General features: G+C 66.6%; 24 protein-coding genes. 6 read left to right on the top strand and 18 right to left on the bottom strand.

What is annotated here, in order from left to right; genetic code table 11:
* Positions 1–12 precede the first annotated feature (12 nt).
* The 8 genes from queE to ybgC form a co-directional block, all read right to left on the bottom strand.
* Positions 13–675 (bottom strand): 7-carboxy-7-deazaguanine synthase QueE, encoded by a 663-nt coding sequence (gene queE / locus U5817_RS23465; protein WP_407279012.1) that lies wholly within the window; start codon positions 673–675, stop codon positions 13–15.
* Between the two features lie 7 nt (positions 676–682).
* Positions 683–1411: a tol-pal system protein YbgF gene (ybgF, locus tag U5817_RS23460; RefSeq protein WP_407279011.1), complete on the bottom strand. Its 729-nt coding sequence runs from the start codon at positions 1409–1411 to the stop codon at positions 683–685.
* Entirely contained in the window at positions 1411–1944 is a 534-nt protein-coding gene (gene pal, locus U5817_RS23455) for a peptidoglycan-associated lipoprotein Pal (RefSeq protein WP_169131712.1), read from the bottom strand. The genes ybgF and pal overlap by 1 nt, the downstream gene beginning before the upstream one ends.
* A 47-nt stretch (positions 1945–1991) precedes the next feature.
* Positions 1992–3284: a Tol-Pal system beta propeller repeat protein TolB gene (gene tolB / locus U5817_RS23450; protein WP_169131714.1), complete on the bottom strand. Its 1293-nt coding sequence runs from the start codon at positions 3282–3284 to the stop codon at positions 1992–1994.
* An 84-nt stretch (positions 3285–3368) separates the two neighbouring features.
* Complete coding sequence (locus U5817_RS23445; RefSeq protein WP_407279010.1) at positions 3369–4217, bottom strand: energy transducer TonB; 849 nt, start codon at positions 4215–4217, stop codon at positions 3369–3371.
* Positions 4217–4624, bottom strand: coding sequence for a protein TolR (gene tolR, locus U5817_RS23440; protein ID WP_169131718.1), 408 nt, complete (start codon positions 4622–4624; stop codon positions 4217–4219). The genes U5817_RS23445 and tolR overlap by 1 nt, the downstream gene beginning before the upstream one ends.
* 16 nt (positions 4625–4640) lie before the next feature.
* Positions 4641–5315 carry a protein TolQ gene (tolQ, locus tag U5817_RS23435; protein WP_169131720.1) on the bottom strand — a complete coding sequence of 225 codons (675 nt, stop codon included), beginning with the start codon at positions 5313–5315 and terminating at the stop codon, positions 4641–4643.
* Positions 5312–5695: a tol-pal system-associated acyl-CoA thioesterase gene (gene ybgC / locus U5817_RS23430; RefSeq protein ID WP_407279009.1), complete on the bottom strand. Its 384-nt coding sequence runs from the start codon at positions 5693–5695 to the stop codon at positions 5312–5314. The genes tolQ and ybgC overlap by 4 nt, the downstream gene beginning before the upstream one ends.
* A gap of 233 nt (positions 5696–5928) precedes the next feature.
* Here ybgC and U5817_RS23425 point away from each other — a divergent pair, with 233 nt between their 5' ends.
* The 6 genes from U5817_RS23425 to U5817_RS23400 all read left to right on the top strand — a co-directional run bounded on the left by U5817_RS23425 (position 5929) and on the right by U5817_RS23400 (position 11234).
* Complete coding sequence (locus tag U5817_RS23425; protein WP_169131722.1) at positions 5929–7110, top strand: STAS domain-containing protein; 1182 nt, start codon at positions 5929–5931, stop codon at positions 7108–7110.
* A gap of 37 nt (positions 7111–7147) precedes the next feature.
* Complete coding sequence (hslV, locus tag U5817_RS23420; RefSeq protein WP_169131724.1) at positions 7148–7687, top strand: ATP-dependent protease subunit HslV; 540 nt, start codon at positions 7148–7150, stop codon at positions 7685–7687.
* A complete protein-coding gene (gene hslU, locus U5817_RS23415) occupies positions 7684–9015 on the top strand; it encodes an ATP-dependent protease ATPase subunit HslU (protein ID WP_169131726.1) in 1332 nt (443 codons plus the stop codon). The genes hslV and hslU overlap by 4 nt, the downstream gene beginning before the upstream one ends.
* Positions 9016–9023: 8 nt before the next feature.
* Positions 9024–9542, top strand: a complete 519-nt coding sequence (locus tag U5817_RS23410) for an acyloxyacyl hydrolase (protein WP_169131728.1) — start codon at positions 9024–9026, stop codon at positions 9540–9542.
* A gap of 88 nt (positions 9543–9630) precedes the next feature.
* Complete coding sequence (locus U5817_RS23405; RefSeq protein ID WP_169131730.1) at positions 9631–10506, top strand: AEC family transporter; 876 nt, start codon at positions 9631–9633, stop codon at positions 10504–10506.
* A 17-nt stretch (positions 10507–10523) separates the two neighbouring features.
* A complete protein-coding gene (locus U5817_RS23400; protein WP_169131732.1) occupies positions 10524–11234 on the top strand; it encodes an alanyl-tRNA editing protein in 711 nt (236 codons plus the stop codon).
* 16 nt (positions 11235–11250) lie between these two features.
* On the opposite strand, the gene U5817_RS23395 is transcribed toward U5817_RS23400, so the two are convergent.
* The 10 genes from U5817_RS23395 to U5817_RS23350 all read right to left on the bottom strand — a co-directional run bounded on the left by U5817_RS23395 (position 11251) and on the right by U5817_RS23350 (position 21725).
* Positions 11251–12024 carry a slipin family protein gene (locus U5817_RS23395; RefSeq protein WP_169131734.1) on the bottom strand — a complete coding sequence of 258 codons (774 nt, stop codon included), beginning with the start codon at positions 12022–12024 and terminating at the stop codon, positions 11251–11253.
* Entirely contained in the window at positions 12021–13451 is a 1431-nt protein-coding gene (locus U5817_RS23390; RefSeq protein ID WP_169131736.1) for a nodulation protein NfeD, read from the bottom strand. The genes U5817_RS23395 and U5817_RS23390 overlap by 4 nt, the downstream gene beginning before the upstream one ends.
* A gap of 241 nt (positions 13452–13692) precedes the next feature.
* Positions 13693–14967 carry a nitronate monooxygenase gene (locus U5817_RS23385; RefSeq protein ID WP_169131737.1) on the bottom strand — a complete coding sequence of 425 codons (1275 nt, stop codon included), beginning with the start codon at positions 14965–14967 and terminating at the stop codon, positions 13693–13695.
* A 154-nt stretch (positions 14968–15121) separates the two neighbouring features.
* Positions 15122–16402 (bottom strand): sulfate adenylyltransferase subunit CysN, encoded by a 1281-nt coding sequence (cysN, locus tag U5817_RS23380; RefSeq protein ID WP_169131739.1) that lies wholly within the window; start codon positions 16400–16402, stop codon positions 15122–15124.
* Between the two features lie 419 nt (positions 16403–16821).
* Positions 16822–17757: a sulfate adenylyltransferase subunit CysD gene (gene cysD, locus U5817_RS23375; protein ID WP_169131741.1), complete on the bottom strand. Its 936-nt coding sequence runs from the start codon at positions 17755–17757 to the stop codon at positions 16822–16824.
* Between the two features lie 8 nt (positions 17758–17765).
* Positions 17766–17927, bottom strand: coding sequence for a hypothetical protein (locus U5817_RS23370; RefSeq protein ID WP_169131743.1), 162 nt, complete (start codon positions 17925–17927; stop codon positions 17766–17768).
* A gap of 4 nt (positions 17928–17931) precedes the next feature.
* On the bottom strand, positions 17932–18702 hold the full coding sequence (locus tag U5817_RS23365) for a phosphoadenylyl-sulfate reductase (RefSeq protein WP_169131745.1): 771 nt from the start codon (positions 18700–18702) through the stop codon (positions 17932–17934).
* Positions 18699–19232 (bottom strand): DUF934 domain-containing protein, encoded by a 534-nt coding sequence (locus U5817_RS23360; RefSeq protein ID WP_169131747.1) that lies wholly within the window; start codon positions 19230–19232, stop codon positions 18699–18701. The genes U5817_RS23365 and U5817_RS23360 overlap by 4 nt, the downstream gene beginning before the upstream one ends.
* Positions 19225–20907: a nitrite/sulfite reductase gene (locus U5817_RS23355; protein ID WP_169131749.1), complete on the bottom strand. Its 1683-nt coding sequence runs from the start codon at positions 20905–20907 to the stop codon at positions 19225–19227. The genes U5817_RS23360 and U5817_RS23355 overlap by 8 nt, the downstream gene beginning before the upstream one ends.
* A 38-nt stretch (positions 20908–20945) precedes the next feature.
* The gene (locus tag U5817_RS23350; protein WP_169131751.1) at positions 20946–21725 is read right to left on the bottom strand and encodes a sulfite exporter TauE/SafE family protein; all 780 of its coding nucleotides are present in this window, start codon (positions 21723–21725) and stop codon (positions 20946–20948) included.
* Positions 21726–21814 lie beyond the last annotated feature (89 nt).

The raw sequence follows: 21814 nt of genomic DNA, 5'->3' as shown, positions 1-21814 counted from the left end.
GCCCGGGGGGGCTCAGCGTCCCCGGGCGTCGTTCCACAGAATCTTGTGCAGCTGGAGCTGGAAGCGCACCGGCAGGCGGTCGCGCACGATCCATTCGGCGAGCAGAGTGGGGTCGAGTCTGCCCTGCACCGGCGAGAGCAGCACGGTGCAGCGTTCGGCGAGACGGTGCAGTGCGATCTGCGCCTTGGCCCAGGCGTAATCGGCTTCGTCGGCGAGGACGATCTTGATCTCGTCGTGCGCGGCGAGGTGGGCGAGGTTCTCCCAGCGGTTGCGCGCAACCTCGCCCGAGCCCGGGGCCTTGAGGTCCATGATGCGCGACACGCGCGGGTCGACGGCGGCGATGTCGAGCGCGCCGCTCGTTTCCAGCGACACCGAGAAGCCGGCGTCGCTCAATGCCGTGAGCAGGGCGAGGCAGGATTTCTGCGCCAGCGGCTCGCCGCCGGTGACGCACACGTGCCGTATGCCGTGCGCGGCGACCGCGTCGCACACGTCGGCGATGCTGCGGTTTTCGGCGCCCTGGAAAGCGTATTCCGTGTCGCACCAGCTGCAGCGCAGTGGGCAGCCGGTCAGGCGCACGAAGACCGTGGGCAGGCCGACGCGTGTCGACTCGCCCTGGATCGAAGCGAATATTTCAGTGATCCGCAGCCTGGGGCTCGCGGTTTCGGACTGCGTCATGCGGAGTTCAGGGTTTGCGCGCGAGGCGCTGCTTGGCCGCCTTGCCTGCCGAGCTGTCGGGGAAGCGCTCGACGAGCTTCTTCAGTGTTTCCTGCGACGATTTGGCGTCACCCAGGGCCTGCTGGCAGTTGGCGATGCCGAGCATGGCGTCGGGGGCGACGGGGTCGTTCGGCCAGTTCGTCAGCACGCTCTTGAAGTAGTTGTTGGCGACGGCGACGTCCTTCGCCTGCAGTGCGGCATTTCCCGCCCAGAAGTGCGCGCCGGGCTGCACGGCGCTGCGCGGGTAGTGCTTGATGAACTGGTCGAAGGCGGTCTGCGCTTCCTTGTACTTGCCTTCCTTGAGCAGGTTCAGGGCGGCTTCGTAGTCGCGCGACTCGGCGGCAGGGTCGACCGCGGGGGCTTCCGCAGCGGCGGCCACGGGGGCGGACTCGAGCTTGCGCACGCGGTTGTCGAGATCGACGTAGAAGTCGCGCTGCCGCTGCTTCAGCGATTCGATCTCGTGCAGGAGGACTTCGAGTTGTCCTTGCAGTTTCGATACTTCGGTGCGGAGCAGCTCGTTCTGGTTCGCCAGTTCGAGCTGCCCGCGACTGCTGGCCTCCAGCCGTTCGATGCGGGGGGTGATGTCGGTGCGCAAGTTGGTGATTGCGCGCCGCGCCTCCTCGTCGTCGAACAGCGCGTATGACGGCGCGACGTGCGACAGGGCGGCAACGACAGCGAGCGGCAGGAGGCGCTTCATCAGAATTCGCCCGAGTAGAGCATGTCACCGCGACGGTTCTGCGCGAAGCAGGCTTCCGTCGCTTCCGTGCAGCGCGGCTTTTCCTCGCCCAGGCTGACGGACTCGATCTGCGTCTCCTTGGCGCCGAGCAGGCTCAGGGCCTTGCGCACGGCGTCGGCACGCTTCTGGCCGAGGGCGAGGTTGTACTCGCGGCTGCCGCGCTCGTCGGCGTTGCCCTGGATGAGCATCTTCATCTGCGGATTCTGCACGAGGAACTTGGCGTGCGCCTCGACCAGCGGGCGGGCATCGTCGCGGATCACGTAGCTGTCGAAGTCGAACATCACGCTGCGCTTGGACAGGATGTTGTTCGGGTCGGTCAGCGCGGCGATGCCGGAGCCGGACGCGCTCGGGGCGGTCACGGTGGCGACGCCGGAGCCGGCGCCCTTGCTGCGGTCATCGACGGCTGCGCCGCCGGCGGGCTGGTCGAAGGTGCCGGTGCTGCTGCACGCGGCGAGAAGGGTTGCCAGGATGGCGGGGACGAGCACTTTTTTCATGGGGTTTCCTGATCTAGTCGAACAGTGTTGCTTTTTGCGGGAGGGAGTTACCGGACCTGCGGGCCCCAGGAGGGCTCGCGGACGTCGGCAGCCTGCACCGACAGGCGCTGCTTCACCCGGCCGTCGGACGAAACGGCCGCAAGCACTCCCCGCCCGCCGGTTTCGGTGGCGTAGAGGATCATGCGGCCGTTGGGCGCGAAGCTGGGCGACTCGTCACGCGCCGAGTCGGTGAGGATCGTGGTCTGGCGGGTGGCGAGGTCCATGATGGCCACCTGGAAGCGTCCACTGTTGCGCGTGATGAAGGCGAGGCTCGTGCCGTCGGCCGAGGGGCGCGGGGTCACGTTGTAGCTGCCATCGAAGCTCACGCGCTGGGCGCTGCCGCCGCTTGCGGAGGTACGGTAGATCTGCGGGCTGCCGCCGCGATCGGAAGTGAAGTAGATCCACTCGCCGTCGGGCGACCATGCGGGTTCGGTGTCGATGCCGGGCGAGGTCGCGAGGCGGCGCACGCCGGAGCCGTCGGCATTGAGGACGTAGAGCTGCGACTGGCCGTCCTTGGTGAGCACGACGGCGAGGCGCTGGCCGTCCGGTGCCCAGGCGGGGGCGGAGTTGGAGCCCTTGAAGTTGGCGACCACCTGGCGCTGGCCGGTGGCCAGCGTATGCACGTACACGACCGGCTTCTTGGCCTCGAACGAGACGTAGGCGATGCGCTGGCCGTCCGGCGCCCAGGCGGGCGAGATGATGGGTTCGCGCGAGGCCAGGGCGGTCGCGGCGTTCATGCCGTCGGCGTCGGCGATCTGCAGTTCGTAGCGCGGGGCAGCCGTCGGGCCGCTCTTGACGACGTAGGCGATGCGGGTCGAGAAGTAGCCGGGCTGGCCGGTGAGCTTCTCGTACACGAAGTCGGCGATCTTGTGGCCGATGGCGCGGTTCTGCGCCGGTGCCATGCGCATCGACAGCCCGCCCAGTTCGGTCTGCTTCTGCGTGTCGAAGAGACGGAAGCGCACTTCGAAGCGGCCGTCGCCCTGCTGGTAGATGCTGCCGGTGAGCACGGCGTCCGCGCCACGGCCGCGGATCGAGGCCATGTCGGGCGCGGCGGTGACGGGCAGCGCGGCGATGCCCATGTCGACGAGGCTGAAGAGGCCGCTGCGCTCGAGGTCGGCGCGCACGACGTCGGTGACGCCGCGGGGCAGGGTGCCTTCGTTTTCGAACACGGGGATCGCGACCGGGAAGCGGCTTGCGCCGGCCCCCGTGATCTCGATCGACAGCTGCGCATGCGCGACGGCGCTGACGACGGTCAGCGCAGCAGCGATGAGCAGGCGGTAGGTGGAGATGAGTTTTCTCATGGCTGGGGCTTGCCTAAAGCGAAAGTATAACGAATGGAGTCGATCACGATGCGTAAAGATCGAAACTGTTTCGAATTGGTTCCCTTATTCTTCGAGCGGGCGGAAGCGCAGTTCGAGCGTGCGCTCGAACATGCCCGGGTCCTTGGGCAGTGGCAGCGGGCTCGAGCGACGGATCGCGCGCTCGATGGCGTCGTCGAGGGACGGGATTCCCGATGAGCGCTTCAGGCGGATCGCGAGCACTTCGCCGCTCGGGAGCTGGTCGACCTCGAATACGGCCTCGGGGTTGCCGCTCAGGCCCGGCGGGCGCAGCAGGTTGCCGCGCACCTTGGTGCGAATGGCATTCTGGTAGGCGTCGCCGACCTCCTTCGTGCGCGCAGCCGAGGCGCGCGCCGCGTCATCGCGCATCATGCGCTCGAGATCCGAGCGGGCGCGCGTCTGTGCCGCTTCCTGCGCGAGCTTCTGCGCAAGGTAATCGTCCTTCGGTGGTGTGATCGGCTTGGGCTCGGGCTTCGCTTCCGGTTTCTTCGGTTCCGGCTTCGGCTCGGGCTTCTTGGGCTCGGGCTTGGGTTCCGGCTTTTTCGGTTCCGGCTCGGGTTTGGGCGGTTTCTTGACCTCCGGGGCCTTGGTTGCGATGTCCGGCTTCGGCTCCGGTTTCGGCTCGGGTTTGGGTTCCGGCTTCGGCTGGGGCTTGGGCGGCTCGGGTTTGGGCTCCGGCTTCGGTTCGGGTTTGGGCTCCGGCTGCGACACGGGGGGCGGTGCCGGCTGGGATGGCGGTGCGACGAGCTCGACCTCGAGCGCCGCGGGCGGGCTGCTTTGCCAGCGGATGCCGAAGATCAGAAAGGCGGCGAGGCCCAGGTGAACGACGACCGTCAGCGCCATCGAGGCCCACTTGCCGGGCTCGTCGCGCTGCAGGTCAAGGTGCGTGTCTTTCATCAGCTGCTGCCGGCCTTCGTCTGCAGTCCGACTTTCTGGATGCCGGCCTGGCGCAGGCCGTTGAGCGTATCCATCACTTTTTCGTAGGAGACGCGTTTGTCGGCGGCGATCACGACAGATTGCTGCGGATTGCGTTCAAGCGCGCTGCGCAGCTCGCGCAGGAGCTCGGCGCTGCTCAGGTTGCGTTCGGTCGAGCCGCTCGTGATCTTGAGGGCGAGCGAGCCGTCCTGCTTGACCACGACGAGCATCGCTTCGGCGGGTGGTTGCGGCACGCCGCCCACGGTGGGCAGCTCGACGTTGCCGGTCTGGATCATCGGTGCCGTGACCATGAAGATCACGAGCAGCACCAGCATCACGTCGATGTAGGGCACGACGTTGATCTGGTTCATCAGGCGGCGTTGGCGCATCGGTGTGTCCTCCCGCTCAGCGCAACTGGCGCTGCAGGATGTTCGAGAACTCTTCCATGAAGCTCTCGAAGCGGATGCTGATGCGGTCGATGTCGTGCGCGAAGCGGTTGTACGCGACCACCGCGGGGATCGCGGCGAAGAGGCCGATCGCGGTGGCGACGAGCGCCTCCGCAATGCCCGGCGCGACGTTCGCCAGCGTCGCGGAGCTGACGTTCGACAGGCCGCGGAAGGCGTTCATGATGCCCCACACGGTGCCGAACAGGCCGATGTACGGGGACACCGAACCGACCGAGGCGAGGAAGGCGAGGTGTGCCTCGAGGTCGTCGACCTCGCGCTGGTAGGTCGCACGCATCGCGCGCCGTGCGCCGTCGATGATCGAGGCGTTGTCGTGGCTCTTGCTGCGCAGCTTGGTGAATTCGCGGTAGCCCGACTCGAAGATGCGCTCCATGCCGCCGGTTTCGTGGCGCGCGGCGGCGGCCGACTGGAACAGCGAGTTGAGGTCGCCGCCGCTCCAGAAGTCGCGCTCGAAGCCGTTGGTCTTGCTGCGCGCGGAGCGGATCTGGAATGACTTGCGGAAGATCCAGTACCAGGAAACGAGCGACAGGCCTGCGAGCAGGGCCATGACGATCTGGACCAGGACGCTGGCCTGGCTGATGAGGCTGATGATCGAGAGATCGTGGGAGACGGTCATGCTTGTACGAGTTTTTCCAGTTTTGTGCGCATGTCTGCGGGGAGCGGGGTTGGGCGTTTGCGGTCGAGGTCGACACAGGCGATGACGAAGCGGCCGCGAAACAGGACTTCGTCGCCGCGCATCACCTTCTGCACGAACACCATGCTGGCGCCGCGCAGCGTTTCGACCCCGGTCGTGACGTGTAACGCATCATCGAGCATTCCTGCTGACAGATAATCGCCGGCGACGGAGCGGACGACGAAGCCGATGCGCTGTTCGGTCAGCAGGGCCTGCTGTTCGAAGCCTGCCGCGCGCAGCCATTCGGTGCGCGCGCGCTCGCAGTAACGCAGGTAGTTGGCGTAGTAGATGACTCCGGCGGCGTCAGTGTCCTCGTAATACACGCGGACAGGCAGTGAAAATACGTGGTTTTCGCCGGAGATCGACGACGGGCAAGGTGTGTGCATCGCAACATTCTAGCCGACGGTGCGCTGTCTGTTACATCTGCGGCGCCGGTACTGTTTTGCAAAAGGTAAGGTGCGGACGGCCGCGTCGCGACTGGGGCGCAAGAGGTGCGCCCGAAATGCTATCCTTCCGCATCCCCGACTAGTCCATCTCCGTTCGCACAGGTCGTAACGTGGTTCTTCCATTCTTCGGCAAGAAGCCCGCTCCCGGCACTCAGCCGTCAGGTGCGTCGCCCGGCGCGGCGCCGTCGTCCGCGGCGCCCCAGGTGGAGCCGCCCGAGTTGTCCAAGCTGGATTTCTCGGTCGGCGACCCGACGCACGCCCTGGCGCATTGCGCCGGGCAGGTCGAGGTGCAGGAGATGGGGGCCGGCATCGGTGCCGCCTACGAGGAAGCGGCCGTGCTGTACGCGAACGGGAATACGGTGGAGGCGGAGGCGGCCCTCAATGCGGTGCTGGACGGTCAGGGCGGCCATGCGGGCGAAGGCCTGTGGATGATGCTGCTGGACCTGTACCGCCTGACCGGGCAGCGCCAGCGGTTCGAGGCACGGGTGCTGGATTACGCGACGCGTTTCGAGAGGTCGCCGCCGCCATGGACGGACCTGTCGAGTGCGCAGGAGCACGTGCGCTCGAACGCGGCACCGATGGTGAACATGTCGGGCAGCCTGTCCGGGCAGGCCGCGAACCAGTTCCAGCAGATCGCCGTCATCGGCAAGAAGAGTGGCGCCATCCGCATCGATCTGGGGCGCCTGCGCTCGGTCGATGAGAATGGCTGTACGCTGTTCCGCAACGTGCTGCGCGAGCTCGCGGGAGAGCGGGTGAAGGTGTCGCTGCTGAACTGCGGCCAGCTCGCGGAGATGCTGGCGGGGCAGGTGCGCACGGGCGAGCCGAGCGGGCGCGATATCTGGCTGCTGCTGCTGGAGATGTTGCAGCACACCGGCGAGCAGGAGCGGTTCGAGAACCTGGCGGTGGATTACGCGATCACCTTCGAGGAGTCGCCGCCGTCCTGGGAGGCGAGGGCCGCTCAGGCGGCCTCGACGACGGCGGTCCAGGAGGTTGCGCTCGATCTGGATGCGCCGGCCAACAACGATTTCGTGCTCGACGGCGAGATCACCAGTGCGGCGGTGGAGAAGATCCGCAAGCTGGCTGCGCACGCGAGCAGCCAGCAGAGCGTGGAAGTCGACTGCGGTCAGCTGCGTCGTATCGATTTCGTCAGCGCCGGCACGCTTTTCAACATTCTTGCAACGCTGCAGGCGCAGGGTAAGACGGTCGTGTTGCGCAACGTGAACGCGATGGTTGCGGCGCTGCTGCGAGTGATGGGCGTCGATCAGGTCGCGGTGGTGCTGCTGCGCAGCTGACCGCTTCGCCGTCCCCCTCCGATTCGAGGAATATCCAATGGAACAGTATCACGGCACCACGATCCTCTCGGTGCGCCGCGGCAATCGTGTCGCGCTGGGAGGCGACGGCCAGGTCACGCTGGGCAACATCGTCATCAAGGCGACCGCCCGCAAGGTGCGGCCGATCTATCAGGGCAAGATCCTCGCGGGTTTCGCGGGCGGCACGGCCGACGCGTTCACGCTGATCGAGCGCTTCGAGGCGAAGCTGGAGAAGCATCAGGGCAACCTGCTGCGCAGCGCGGTGGAGCTCGCCAAGGATTGGCGCACTGACCGCGTGCTGCGGCGCCTGGAGGCGATGCTGGCGGTGGCGGACCGCGACAATTCGCTGGTCATCACCGGCAACGGCGACGTGCTGGAGCCCGAGCAGGGGATCGTGGCGATCGGCAGCGGCGGCGCCTATGCGCAGTCGGCGGCGCGCGCGCTGCTGGAAAATACCGAGCTTGCGCCCGAGGAGATCGTGAAGAAGTCACTGCAGATCGCGGGCGATCTGTGCATTTATACCAATCAGAGCCACGTGATCGAGGTGATCGAGGGATGACGCAGATGACGCCGCCGGAGATCGTCTCCGAACTCGACAAGCACATCGTCGGACAGGGCAAGGCCAAGAAGGCCGTTGCAATCGCGCTGCGCAACCGCTGGCGGCGTGCGCAGGTGGAGGAGCCGCTGCGCAGCGAGATCACGCCCAAGAACATTCTCATGATCGGGCCGACGGGTGTCGGCAAGACCGAGATCGCGCGCCGGCTCGCACGCCTGGCGAATGCGCCCTTCATCAAGATCGAGGCGACGAAGTTCACGGAAGTGGGCTATGTCGGGCGCGATGTCGAGACGATCATCCGTGATCTGGTGGAGATCGCGATCAAGGACGGACGCGAGCGGGCGATGAAGACGGTGCGCGACCGGGCGATGGATGCGGCCGAAGACCGTGTGCTCGACGCGTTGCTGCCGCCGGCGCGCCCGGTCGGCTTCGCGGCCGATCCGGAGCCGCAGGACACGGCGACGCGGCAGAAATTCCGCAAGAAGCTGCGCGAGGGCGAGCTCGACGACAAGGAGATCGAGATCGAGGTCGCCGCGCATGCGATGACCGCGGAGATCTTCGCGCCTCCGGGCATGGAGGAGCTCACGCAGCAGATCCAGGGCATGTTCCAGAACCTGGGCGGCGGCAAGAAGAAGCTGCGCAAGATGAAGATCGGCGAGGCGCTGAAGGCCTTGGCCGACGAGGAAGCCGTGCGCCTGATCAACGACGAGGAAGTGAAGGCGGAGGCGATCCGCGCGGTGGAGCAGAACGGCATCGTGTTCCTCGACGAGATCGACAAGATCGCCGCGCGTTCGGACGTGCAGGGTGCCGACGTGTCGCGCCAGGGCGTGCAGCGCGACCTGCTGCCGCTCGTGGAGGGCACGACGGTGTCGACCAAGTACGGCATGATCAAGACCGATCATGTGCTGTTCATCGCCAGCGGTGCGTTCCACCTGTCCAAGCCGAGCGACCTGATCCCCGAGCTGCAGGGGCGTTTCCCGATCAGGGTGGAGCTGGAGAGCCTGTCGGTGGAGGATTTCGTGCGCATCCTCACGCAGACGGATGCCTGTCTGGTGCGCCAGTACCAGGCCCTGCTCGCGACCGAGGGGGTGGCGCTGGAGTTCGTCGATGCGGGCATCCGCCGCCTCGCCGAGATCGCCTTCCAGGTGAACGAGAAGACCGAGAACATCGGTGCGCGGCGCCTGTACACGGTGATGGAGAAGCTGCTCGAGGAGATTTCCTTCGAGGCCGGCAAGAGCGGTGTCGACAAGCTGGTGATCGACGCGGCCTACGTCGATGGGCGGCTCGATGTGTTCGCCCAGCGCGAGGACCTCGCGCGTTACGTCCTGTGAGGTACCGAATGAAATTCCTGGCGTGCGTGGCGACGGCGGTACTGGCGGCGGGAGGCGCGTTGGCCGCGGAGCCCGCGGTCAGCGTGTTCCACGGCGAGCATGACAATTACGAGCGCACGGGGCTGTCCGTGCGCCTCGGTCCGCTGTGGGGCGCCAACTGGGGGACGTGGCATGCCGGTGTGCATCCGGAGCTGGAATTGAGCCGCTTTCATTACAGCGGTTCGAGCCGTGGTCCGAACACGCTGAATCAGGCCGGCGCAGTCGGCCTGCTGCGCATGGTGCGCGGCCAGGGCAACTTCCAGCCCTACGCGGAGTTGGGCCTCGGTGCCGCGCTCCTGAGCCGCACCGATCTGGGGCCCAAGGTGTTCTCGACGGCCTTCCAGTTCTCGCAACATGCCGGACTGGGTATCGAGTTCGCGGGGCGCTATACGGTCGGCTGGCGTTACTCGCATTATTCGAACGGCGACGTCGAGATGCCCAACGACGGCATCGACCTGCACCAGTTGGTGATCGGCGCAAGTTTCTGAGTCTCCTCCTGTTTGTCGCGAGGGCCCGGTCGGGCCCTTTTTCATCTTTGCCGTTCCGCAGCGTATCCGCTGAGCTTGCCGGTCTTTCATGCTGATCCGCATTGTCGCCATCCTTTTTCCGCTGTTCGCGCTGACGGCGCTCGGCTACTTCGTCGGCAGGCGCATGCGGCCGGACCTGTCGCATGCCAACAAGCTCAACATGGACGTCTTCATCCCGGCGCTGGTGTTCGCGGCGCTGGCGAACAAGGAATTCCGCATCGCGGATTTCAGCGTGCTGGCGGTTGCGACGTTGGTGATGGTGGTCGGCACGGGCGTGGTCGGCTACGTGCTTGCGCGTTTCTCCGGCGTGGCGCCGAAGACCTTCGTGCCGCCGATGATGTTCAACAACTCCGGCAATCTGGGGCTGCCGACGGCGGTGCTGGCCTTCGGCGACGCAGCGCTGGCGCCGGCGGTGGTGATGTTCATGGTGTCGAACCTGCTGCACTTTTCATTCGGCGCGTGGTTGCTCGACCACCGCATCAAGGTGTGGACGGTGTGGCGGGTGCCGTCGGTACTGGCGACCTTCGCGGGCCTCGCGGTCGGGGCCGCCGGTATCGAGGTGTGGCCGCCGCTGATGCTCGCGATCAAGATGCTGGGCGACATCTCGATCCCGCTGATGTTGTTTGCGCTGGGCGTGCGCCTGACCGATTCGCGCATCGCGTCGATCGGCCTGGGCCTGTACGCCGCCATCGCGCGGCCGGTGGCGGGAATGCTGCTCTCGTTCGCGGTGCTGCAGTTCTTCGACCTGCCGCCGCAGGAGCGTGCGCTGGTCATCGTCTTCGGCGCCCTGCCGCCGGCTGTGCTGAACTACATCTTCGCCGAACGCTATCATCAGGAACCCGAGGCGGTTGCCTCGATGGTGCTGATCGGCAACGTTGCGGCGGTGGTGTTTCTGCCGATTGCGCTGGCGATGGTGTTGCCCTGAAATTTCCGGAGATCCGCATGACCGAAGCGCTGTTCCGCCTGGATGCCTACGCCCGTTCCTGTACCGCGCAGGTGCTCGCCGTCGACGCGAACCGCGTCGTGCTCGACCGCAGCGTGTTCTACCCGACCGGTGGAGGGCAGCCGGGGGATTGCGGGGTGCTGATCGGGCCGGACGGGACGCGCGTGCCGGTCGCCGAGGCCGTCAAGGGCGAAGGCGGGACCGTCTTGCATGTGCTGGCGGAGGGCGCGAGTCCGCCGGCGGTCGGTGCCATGGTGAGGGCGGAGATCGACTGGGAGCGGCGTTACCGGCTGATGCGCTATCACACCGGGCTGCATCTGCTGTGCGCGGTGGTGGCGGCGCCGGTGAGCGGCGGGCGCATGGCCGAGGACAAGGCGCATCTCGATTTCGACATCGAGATGGACAAGCTCGATGCGGCGCAGATCGAGGCGTGCCTCAACGCCCTGGTCGCGGCCGACACGCCGGTCGAGGCGGGCGAGATCAGCGAGGCGGAACTCGATGCAAACCCCGGACTGGTGAAGACCATGTCGGTGCAGCCGCCGCGCGGGCACGGCAGCGTGCGCACGATCCACATCCCGGGAGTCGATCTGCAGCCCTGCGGCGGCACGCACCTGCGGCGTACCGGCGAGGTCGGGGCGCTGAAGGTCGTGCGCATCCGCTCCGAAGGCAAGCGCAACAAGCGCGTGACGATCGCCTTCGCAGGGGAGTGAGTCCGCTGCGGCGCACTCAGGCCTGGGGCGGGCGCGACTGGCCGTCGAGCAAGCCCTTCAGCAGGTCTACCGGGACGGGAAAGACGATCGTCGAGGCCTTGTCGCCGGCGATCTGGGTGAGGGTCTGCAGGTAACGCAGCTGCATCGCGGCGGGCTGGCGCGAGAGCATCTCGGCCGCCTTCATGAGGCTCTCGGCGGCCTGTTTTTCGCCTTCGGCGTGGATCACCTTGGCGCGCCGCTCGCGCTCGGCTTCGGCCTGGCGGGCGATCGCGCGGATCATGCTTTCGTTGAGGTCGATGTGCTTGATCTCGACGTTGGCGACCTTGATGCCCCAGCCGTCGGTCTGCGCGTCGAGGATCTGCTGCACGTCGAGGTTGAGGCGTTCGCGCTCGGCGAGCATCTCGTCGAGTTCGTGCTTGCCGAGGACCGCGCGCAGCGTGGTCTGCGCGAGCTGGCTGGTGGCGACGAGGTAGTTCTCGACCTGGATGATCGCCTTCTGCGGGTCGATGACGCGGAAAAATATGATCGCGTTGACCTTCACCGAGACGTTGTCGCGCGAGATCACGTCCTGGCTGGGCACGTCGAGCGTGACGACACGCAGGTCCACCTTGACCATCTGCTGGATGCCGGGAATCACGACGATGAGGCCGGGGCCCTTGACCTTCCAGAAGCGGCCGAGCATGAAGACGACGCCGCGTTCGTATTCGCGCAGGATGCGCAGGGAGCTCGCGACGAGGGCGACGAGCAGGAGCAGGATGGTGCCTAGGCCCAGGTTGAGGTCGAAGATCATGGCGGACTTCCTCCACGGCGATTGGCCGGATCGGCGGTGAGCGGCTCGACGAGCAGGGTGAGGCCGTCGAGCCCGGTGATGCGCACGCGGTCGCCCGGTGCGAGTGGCGAAGCGCTGCGCACGCGCCAGGATTCGCCCTGTGCGAGGGCCCATGCGCCTTCGGCGGTGACGGTGGTGACCGTTGCGATCGTGCCGGCCATCTGTTCGCGGCCGCTGACGATGGGCCGCCGGCGCGTGCGCGCGGCGAAGCTGCCGACGGCGCCGATCACCAGTGCGCTGGCGATCGCAAGGCCGATCAGGAAGGCGAGCGGGATGCCGAAGCCGGGGGCCTCGGTGTCCATGAGGAACAGTCCGCCGACGACGAAGGCGACGATGCCGCCGACGCCGAGGGCGCCGAAGCTCGGCAGGAAGGCTTCGGCGAGCATCAGGATGGCGCCGAGGGCGAGCAGGGCGACGCCCGCCCAGTTCACCGGTAGGAGCTGGAAGGCGTACAGCGCGACCAGCAGGCAGATCGCGCCGGCGACGCCGGGCACGCCGAAGCCGGGGCTGGTGAATTCGAAGAACAGGGCGTAGATGCCGATCATCATCAGCACCAGCGCGAGTTGGGGATTGGATAGCAGGGCGAGCAGGCGCATGCGCCAGTCGGGTGCGATCTGGGTGACGGTGGCGGCGGCGGTGGACAGGCGTTGCGTGCGTCCGTCGCCGAGTTTCACCTCGCGGCCGTCCAGTTTCTTCATCAGTTCCGGCAGGTCGGCGGCGATCAGGTCGATGACGCCTGCGGCGAGCGCCTCTTCGGAGGACAGGCTGGCGGCCTCGCGCACCGCGCGTTCAGCGAAGTCGCCGCTGCGGCCGCGCAGTTGCGCAAGGCTGCGTAGGTAGGCGGCGGCGTCGTTACGGACTTTTTCCATCATGGAATCGCCGATGCCCGCTGCGTCGCCGGCCGAGTTGCCGTCCCGTTCCTTGGTGTTGTCGTCCGCCTTGTCCTTGCGCGTCGTGTCGTCACCCGGCTTGCCGCCGGGCATTCCGATCGCCACCGGCGTCGCCGCGCCGAGGTTGGTCGCCGGTGCCATCGCCGCGACGTGGCTGGCGTACAGGATGTAGGTGCCGGCGCTCGCGGCGCGTGCGCCTTCGGGGCCGACCCAGGTGACGATGGGGAGCGGCGCGGCGAGGATGTCCTTGATGATCGCGCGCATCGAGGTGTCGAGGCCGCCGGGGGTGTCCATTGCGAGCACGAGGAGGGCTGCTTGCCGCGCGTGTGCGCGGCGGAGTTCGCGTGCGAAGAAGTCGGAAGTCGCCGGCCCGATGACGCCGTCGATGCGCAACACGACGACCTCGCCGCCCGTCGTTGCGGCGGCGGGGCGGTTGTGCAGCAGGAAGCCGAGGATCAGCAGTGCGAGCGCGAGGAGCGCCCATATCGTTCTGCGCATACGCATTCCTGGCGCCGGAACGCATCCGGTGTGCGGCATGCACGAAGCATCCGATCGTATGAGTGCGGGGCGGTGGCGAGCGTTCCCGCGAACGACGCGGGCGGATCGGGATTTGTGTGCGGGAAGCGTGCGGGGACGGAGCGTGCGTCGTAGCGGGGCGTTGCAGATGCACGAAGGGCGTGGCCGCCGATGTGGCGGGCACGCCCTTCTTGATCGTGCTGCCGGCCGGAGCCGGCGGGGATCAGGCGGACTTGGCCGGTTCGCAGGCTTCGACCGCAGGCAGCGCGATCTTGTTGTCCTTGCTGTACTGGTAGTCGTGGAAGATGTGCTCGGCGGAGAGGATCTGGTAGGTGCCGTCGGCGCGCCGGTGCGTGGTGTCCTTGAGGCGGTAGGTGAAGTGGCCGCAGGTCCAGCAGTCGAAGTTGCGCATGTGCGTGCACAGGCAGGTCTTGTCCATCACCTTGAGCCGCTTCGCGTCCGGGTGCAGCGCGAGTTCGCGGTTGTAGGCGTTGATGTAGGCGCAGTTGCCGTTGCCGTCGAGCAGATAGCCGTAGGCTTCGCAGTTCGGGCGGATGCCGGAGCCGATCGAGGGGCTGCTCTTGAGCATGCGCATCGGGTAGCCGGTGGGCGAGGTGTTGTTGACCTCGATGTCGTCTTCGTTCGCGCCGAAGTAATGCTGTTGCACGTCGGGCGGCAGTCCGCATTCGTGCGACACGGTGAAGCGGGTGGCGACCTGTACCGCGGCGGCGCCGGCTTCGAGAAAGGAGACGCCGTCGCTGCCGGTGAAGATGCCGCCGGCCGGAATCAACGGGATGTCGAGCTTCTCGGCGATGAGGTATTCGCGGATCTCGGCGACGATGGTGTGGAGGTCGTACTGCGCCCAGTCCATGCCGAAGCCGAGGTGGCCGCCGGCGAGCGGGCCTTCGACGACGACGAAGTCGGGCAGGCGGTTGGTGCGCGCGGACTTGCGCAGGAAGAGTACGAGCGCGCGCAACGAGGAGACGATGATGCCGAGTTTGACGTCACGGAAGCGCGGGTGGTCCTCGATCAGGCCGAAGGAGCCCAGGTGCAGGCCGGCGGCGAGGGTGATGCCGTCGATGCCGGCATCCATCGCGGCACGCAGGCGCACGCGCAGCGTCTCCTTGGGGCCGTTCATCGTGAGCTTTTCCATGCAGTTCATGAAGATCAGCCCGTCACCGCGCTTGCGCTCCATGGTGCGCGTGACGTGCGTCTTCTGGGCTTCCTCGAGCAGGCCGAGGTCGAACTGCACTTCCGACTTGTTGGTGTTGGCGACGTTGTACTTGTACTGCTTGAGCTTGTCGCGCACGTACTTGGTGTCGTAGCGGCGGTCGCTCACCGTCGGGATCATCGCGTCGGAGATGTGGCCGATGCCGCCGAGGCGCGCTGCTTCGAGGGACAGGTCGGACGTCGAGATGTCTACGCCCATCCCGCCAATCATGATCGGTACGTATTCCCTGCTCCCGAACCGCAGGCGGAAATCATCGAGACATTTCATATGTGTCTTCTACATTGCGTTGCTGTGCCGGACAGCAGACAAATCGGCAAGGCGGGATTTTCCCACAGCCGGGCCCGGAAAGGGAAAAGCGCTTGCACCCCGGCCGTCGAATGGACGGTCGGGGTGCGCGTGTGCGGAGCTGCGGGCGCGCCGTTCAGCCGATCATGCCCGCGCCGACGGTGTTGTTGGTGCTTTCGTCGATGATGATGAAGGCGCCGGTGGCGCGATTCTCGAGGTAGGGGTCGGCGAAGATCGGTTGCGCGAGTTTGAGCGTCAGGCGGGCGATATCGTTCATCGCGAGCGCGGTCGCGGGTTCCTGTGCGAGCGTGTTCACGTCGAGCCGGTAGTCGATCTTGGCGACCTTGGCCTTCACTTCGCGCGTGGTGTGGCGCAGGAGGTAGGTGCGGGCGGGCGACATGGGCGTCTCGGACAGCCAGCACAGGGTGGCGTCGATCTGTTTCAGTTGTTCGGGCTGTTCGCTGCTCTTGACGATCATGTCGCCGCGCGAGATGTCGATCTCGTCGGCGAGCAGCAGGGTGACGGACTGTTCGTGGATCGCGCGCTCGATGCTTTCGCCGCCGATCTGGATGTCCTTGACGGTGCTGCTGCGGCCCGAGGGCAGGACGGTGACGGCGTCGCCGACCACGATCTCGCCCGATTCGACGCGCCCCATGAAGCCGCGATAGTCGTGCAGCTCGGGGTTGGCGGAATCCTGCGGGCGGCAGACGAACTGCACGGGGAAGCGGAAGTCTTCGGCCTGTTCGGTGTGGGCGGCGGGCACGTTCTCGAGGACTTCGAGCAGCGTCGGACCGTCGTACCAGCCGAGGCGCTCGCCGCGGTCGACGATCATGTCGCCGTTGAGGGCGGACAGGGGGATGAAGCGGACGTCCTTGATGCCGAGCTTTTCGGCGAAGACGAGGTAGTCGGCCTTGATGCGTTCGAAGGTGGCCTGGTCGTAGTCGACGAGGTCCATCTTGTTGACCGCCACCAGCAGATGCGGAATGCCGACCAGGCTCGCTAGGTAGGAGTGGCGGCGGGTCTGGGTGAGCACACCCTTGCGCGCATCGACGAGGATGATGGCGAGGTTGGCGGTGGAGGCAGCGGTCACCATGTTGCGGGTGTACTGCTCGTGGCCCGGGGCGTCGGCGATGATGTACTTGCGCGTGCCGGTGGAGAAGTAGCGGTAGGCGACGTCGATGGTGATGCCTTGCTCGCGCTCGGCCTGCAGGCCGTCGGTGAGCAGCGAGAGGTCTACCGCGCTCATGCCGCGCTTGGCGGAGGTCTTCTCGATGGCGTTGAGGGTGTCGGCGAGGATGGTCTTGGTGTCGAACAGCAGACGGCCGATCAGGGTGCTCTTGCCGTCGTCGACGCTGCCGCAGGTGAGGAAGCGCAGCAGGCCGTGGTCGGTGTCGGGCAGGTTTTCGAGGGCGGACATGGTTTTGATTCCTTCAGATCTTTCGAGAATTCTGTTTGCTGCTTGATTCGTTGATTCTGGCCGGTGCTGCTAATCCGCCGGCGCCGCGCGGGGTATTCGCTCTGCGGCTGCGGAACTCGCGCAGCGGCGCGCTTCCGCGCCTGCGCTCAGACAGTCCTCGCCGCGCCGCGAACACCCCGCACGTCCCCGGCTACGTTCCGGGTTGGCGAAGGGCTGGGTTCAATACGCCTTTGCCTTTAACGTTCCGCCTGCACAGAGCAAGAGCTGGGCGGGGTGTTTGCGGAGCGGCGAGGACTGTCTGAGCAGACAGCGCGGACGCGCGCTGTACTGCGAGTTCCGCAGCCGACGGAGCAAATTCCCCGCCCGGCTCGATTAGCACCCCGCACTTCATGCAGCCGAAGACCAAATTCGGCTTGTGCTTAGAAATACCCTTCCTTCTTCCGCTGCTCCATCGAGGCCTCCGAGGTCTGGTCGTCCAGACGGGTGGCGCCGCGCTCGGTGATGGTGGTGGTGGCGGTTTCGATCACGATCTTCTCCACGGTGTCGGCGTCCGACTCCACGGGCGCCGTGCAGGAGATGTCGCCAACGGTGCGGAAACGCACCTGCCGTTCGACGATCTCCTCTCCGGCCTTGGGCAGGTTGGTCAGTTCGCCGGTCATCAGCGGCACATTGACCGGCACGATGGCGCCCTCGCGGATGACCACCGGGCGCCGGTGGGCGAAGTAGATCGACGGCAGTTCGAGCTTCTCGCGCTCGATGTACTGCCACACGTCCATCTCCGTCCAATTGCTGATCGGGAAGGCGCGGATGTTCTCGCCCTTGTGGCTGCGCGCGTTGTACAGGTTCCACAGCTCGGGGCGCTGGTTCTTCGGGTCCCACTGGCCGAACTCGTCGCGGAAGCTCATGATCCGCTCCTTCGCGCGGGCCTTCTCCTCGTCGCGGCGGGCGCCGCCGATGCAGGCATCGAAACCGAATTCCTCGATCGCCTCGAGCAGCGTCACCGACTGGTGCTTGTTGCGCGACTCGTTCTCGTGCTTCAGGACGACTGTGCCGCGCTTCATGGAGTCTTCCACCGAGCGGACGATCAGCCGCTCGCCCAGCTCGGCGGCGCGCTTGTCGCGGAACTCGACCACTTCCCTGTAGTTGTGGCCGGTGTCGATGTGCATCAGCGGGAAGGGGAAGCGGCCCGGGCGGAACGCCTTCTCGGCGATGCGCAGCATGCAGATCGAGTCCTTGCCGCCGGAGAAGAGCAGCACGGGGTTCGCGCACTGGCCGGCGACCTCGCGCATGATGTGGATCGCCTCGGCTTCGAGCCAGTCGAGGTGGGTCAGGGTTTGACGGGTCAGCGTGGACATCTTGGTTCTCAGTTACTGGTGTTCTGGGCGCGCAGCGCGCGCACTGCGGCCTTCATGCCGGCACGCAGCGCCGACAGGCGGCGGCGCAGGCTGGGGCGGGAATAGGGCGCCGCCGGCGAGTGGCGGAGGGTGGCGGTTTCCTGCTGCTCGGGTTCCGGTCGGTGTGTCATCGTGTCAGCCCTTCTTGACGTGTAGCCCGCATTCCTTGGAGGTCGGGTCCTCCCACCACCAGCGCCCGGCGCGGATGTCCTCGCCGACCGCGATCGCGCGGGTGCAGGGCGCACAGCCGATGCTGGGGTAGAACTGCTCGTGCAGCGCGTTGTAGGGGACTTCGTGCATGCGGATGTAGGCCCACACCTCGGTCTCGGACCAGTCCGACAGCGGGTTGAATTTCACCAGCCCGTTGCCCTCGTCGAACTCGCGCGTCGGCAGGCCGGTGCGCGTCGTCGATTGCGCGGCGCGCAGGCCGGTGATCCAGGCCTTCTTGTCGGCGAGCGCGCGCTGCAGCGGCTCGACCTTGCGCATGTGGCAGCAGGCCTTGCGCATCTCGACGGATTCGTAGAACGCATTGATGCCATGCGTGCGCACGTAGGTCTCGACGGCGTCGGACTTCGGGAAGAAGACCTTCAGGCGCGTGTCGTAATGCTGCTCGACCTCGCCGATCAGCGTGTAGGTTTCGGCGGGAAGGCGGCCGGTGTCGAGGGAGAAGATCTCGATCGGCTGCTTCTCGCGCAGGATCAGGTCGGTGAGCACCATGTCCTCGGCGCCGAAGCTGTTGGCGAAGGTGATCTCGCCCGCGCTGCCGAATTCGGCGACTGCCGCGCGCAGCAAGGCGAGGGCGGCGTCGGTCTTCGTGCTGACGGCGTCCACCAGCGCCTCGGTCAGCTCGGGACGGATCGCCGCGTTCTTCGCCGCCGGGCGCAGCATGCTCACCGCGCCGCTCATGCCTTCGCTCCGGCACGCGCGATGCGGCGGAACATCGGCTGCGGATGCAGCACCGAGGCCTGGTAGGGCTCGCTGTAGTCGCCGATGCTGGCGATCGCGGCGTCGAGCTGGGCGTCGGTGTAGCGGTCTTCGCGCGGCTGCAGCGTGTCGAAGCCGCAGCGCGCGAGGTAGTTGAACTGGTCGCGCAGCACCTCGCCGAAGGCGATCAGCTGGCCGGTGTAGCCGTAACGGGTGCGCAGCAGCACCGCGGTCGAGTAACCGCGGCCGTCGACGAACTTGGGGAAGTTCACCGCGATCACCGGCAGGCGGGCGATGTCGGCCTCGAGCGCCTCGGGGCCCTCGCTGCTGGCGAACCACACGCCGACGTCGGCGCGTGCGGCCAGTTCCTCGCGGCGCGCGAGCCAAGTCGCGAGCGGCACGATCACGCGGCCGGCGGGCACGCTGAGGGCTTCGGCCTCTTCGCCTTCGGCGACGGTGAGGATCTGCCAGTCGCTGGTGACGATACGGCCGTTCTGGATGACTTTAGACATTGGCAACCTTCTTGTGGGGCTGACGTTCGGCATATACGCGGGCCTTGAACGGCTCGAGGCCGATGCGGCGCACGGTGTCGATGAACAGTTCGTCGTCGTGGCGTTCTGCGACGTAGGTTTCGATGATCTCGGCGATCACGTCGGGCATCTCGGCGCGCGCGAAGGACGGGCCGATGACCTTGCCGAGCGAGGTGCTGTTGCCCTGGCTTCCGCCGAGCGTGACCTGGTACCACTCCTCGCCGTTCTTATCGACGCCGAGGATGCCGATGTGGCCGACGTGGTGGTGGCCGCAGGCGTTCATGCAACCGGAGATGTTGATCTCGATGTCGCCGATGTCGTGCAGGTAGTCGAGGTCGTCGAAGCGCTCCTGGATCGCCGCGGCGATGGGGATCGACTTGGCGTTCGCGAGTGAGCAGAAGTCGCCGCCCGGACAGCAGATGATGTCGGTGAGGAGCCCGATGTTGGGTGTGGCGAGGCCGGCCTTGCGGGCGAGCTGCCACAGCGTGTAGAGCTCGGACTTCTTCACGTCGGCGAGCACGAGGTTCTGTTCGTGCGTGACGCGCGCCTCGCCGAAGCTGAAGCGGTCGGCCCAGTCGGCGACCAGGTCGAGCTGCTCGGAGGTGATGTCGCCCGGCGCCACGCCCGGCTTCTTCAGCGACAGCACGACCGACGCGTAACCTTGCTTCTTGTGCGCGCGCACGTTGCGCTTCACCCACGCGGCGAAGGCGAGGTTCTCTGCGATGTGGTGGTGATAGCCGGCGTCGTCGGCCGGCAGGTCCTCGTACGCGGGATCCTCGAAGAAGTCGGCGACGCGGTGCACCTCCTCTACGGTCAGCGTGTTCGGTCCGTCCTTGAGATGCGCCCATTCCTCGCGCACCTGCCAGCGGAATTCGTCGATGCCGAGCGCGCTGACGAGGATCTTGATGCGTGCCTTGAAGCTGTTGTCGCGACGGCCGTAGCGGTTGTACACGCGCAGGATGGCTTCGCAGTAGCTGATGATGTGCTGCCACGGGATGAAGGACTCGATCTCGCGGCCGATGATCGGGGTGCGGCCGAGGCCGCCGCCGACGAGGACGCGGAAACCGATCTCGCCCGCCTCGTTCTTCTTCAGGTCGAGGCCGATGTCGTGAACCTGGATGACTGCGCGGTCTTCCTTCGCGCCGTTCACGGCGATCTTGAACTTGCGCGGCAGGTAGGCGAATTCGGGGTGGAAGGTGGCCCACTGGCGCAGGATCTCGGCCCACGGGCGCGGGTCGATGAGCTCGTCGCCCGCGACGCCGGCGAAGGGGTCGGAGGTGAAGTTGCGGATGCAGTTGCCCGAGGTCTGGATCGAGTGCAGCTGCACCGTCGCGAGCTCGGCGCAGATCTCGGGGATCACTTCCAGCGGCGCCCAGTTGAACTGGACGTTTTGGCGCGTCGTGAAGTGCAGGTAGCTCTTGTCGTAGGTGCGCGCGAGGTGCGCGAGCTTGCGCAGCTGGCGGCTCGCGAGATGGCCGTAGGGGATGGAGATGCGGTACATCGGCGCGTGGCGCTGGATGTACAGGCCGTTCTGCAGGCGCACGGGACGGAACTCGTCGTCGCTGAGCTCGCCCGCGAGGTGGCGGCGCATCTGGTCGCGGAATTGCGCGACGCGCTCATCCACGAGTTTCTGGTCATAGGCGTCGTATCGGTACATCGCGTCTCTCTCGTTGAATCCGTATGTGTTGTCGCGGCTCAGTGGCTGACCAGCTTGGCACCGACCAGGACCAGCATCGTCGCCAGGATCGGGCGCAGCACCCGGTCCGGCACCTTGGTCGAAATATGGCTGCCGAGCCAGATGCCGGGCAGCGAACCGACGATCAGGCTGCCGAGCAGCAGCCAGTCGACGCTGCCGAGCATCCAGTGGCCGATGCCGGCGACCAGCGTCAGCGGCACCGCGTGGGCGATGTCCGAGCCGACGATGCGTAGCGCGGGCATCGTGGGGTACAGGAAGAACAGCGCCGTCACGCCGAGTGCTCCTGCGCCGACCGACGAGATCGACACCAGCACGCCGAGCACCGCGCCGGTGAGCACGGTCAGGCGGGCGGTGCGCGTCGGGTTGGGGGTGCCGCCGAAGCGTTTCACCGCGTAGGTCTGGATCTGCTTGCGGAAGATGATCGCGACCGCGGTGAGCAGCAGGGCGACGCCCAGCGCCACCTTGATCAGCCCCGCAGCGCCGTCGATACCGCCCGGGGCGAAGGTCCCGACCAGCACCAGCGTCAGCGCAGCGGCCGGGATGCTACCGGTGGCGAGGCGCCTTGTCACGGTCCAGTCGACCGTGCCCTTCATGCCGTGCGCGAGCGTGCCGCCGGCCTTGGTGATCGCCGCATAGAGCAGGTCGGTGCCGACCGCGACCGAGGGGTGGATGCCGAACAGCAGCACGAGCAGCGGCGTCATCAGCGATCCGCCGCCGACGCCGGTGAGTCCGACGATGGCGCCGACCGCGAACCCGGCGACTGTGTAGGCAAAGTCCATGAAAACGTTCCCCTTGTATGGTGCGGTGCATCGTATGTGCGGGGCACAGGATCAGAAAGATGGTTTGCGTTAAACTTTAAGAAGTTTTG

It is taken from the genome of Aromatoleum evansii, assembly GCF_045689615.1.
In the GTDB taxonomy this organism is placed as follows: Bacteria; Pseudomonadota; Gammaproteobacteria; order Burkholderiales; family Rhodocyclaceae; genus Aromatoleum; species Aromatoleum evansii.
The sequence above is the reverse complement of the archived record's forward strand: the minus strand, read 5'-3'. Positions and strand labels throughout refer to the sequence as shown.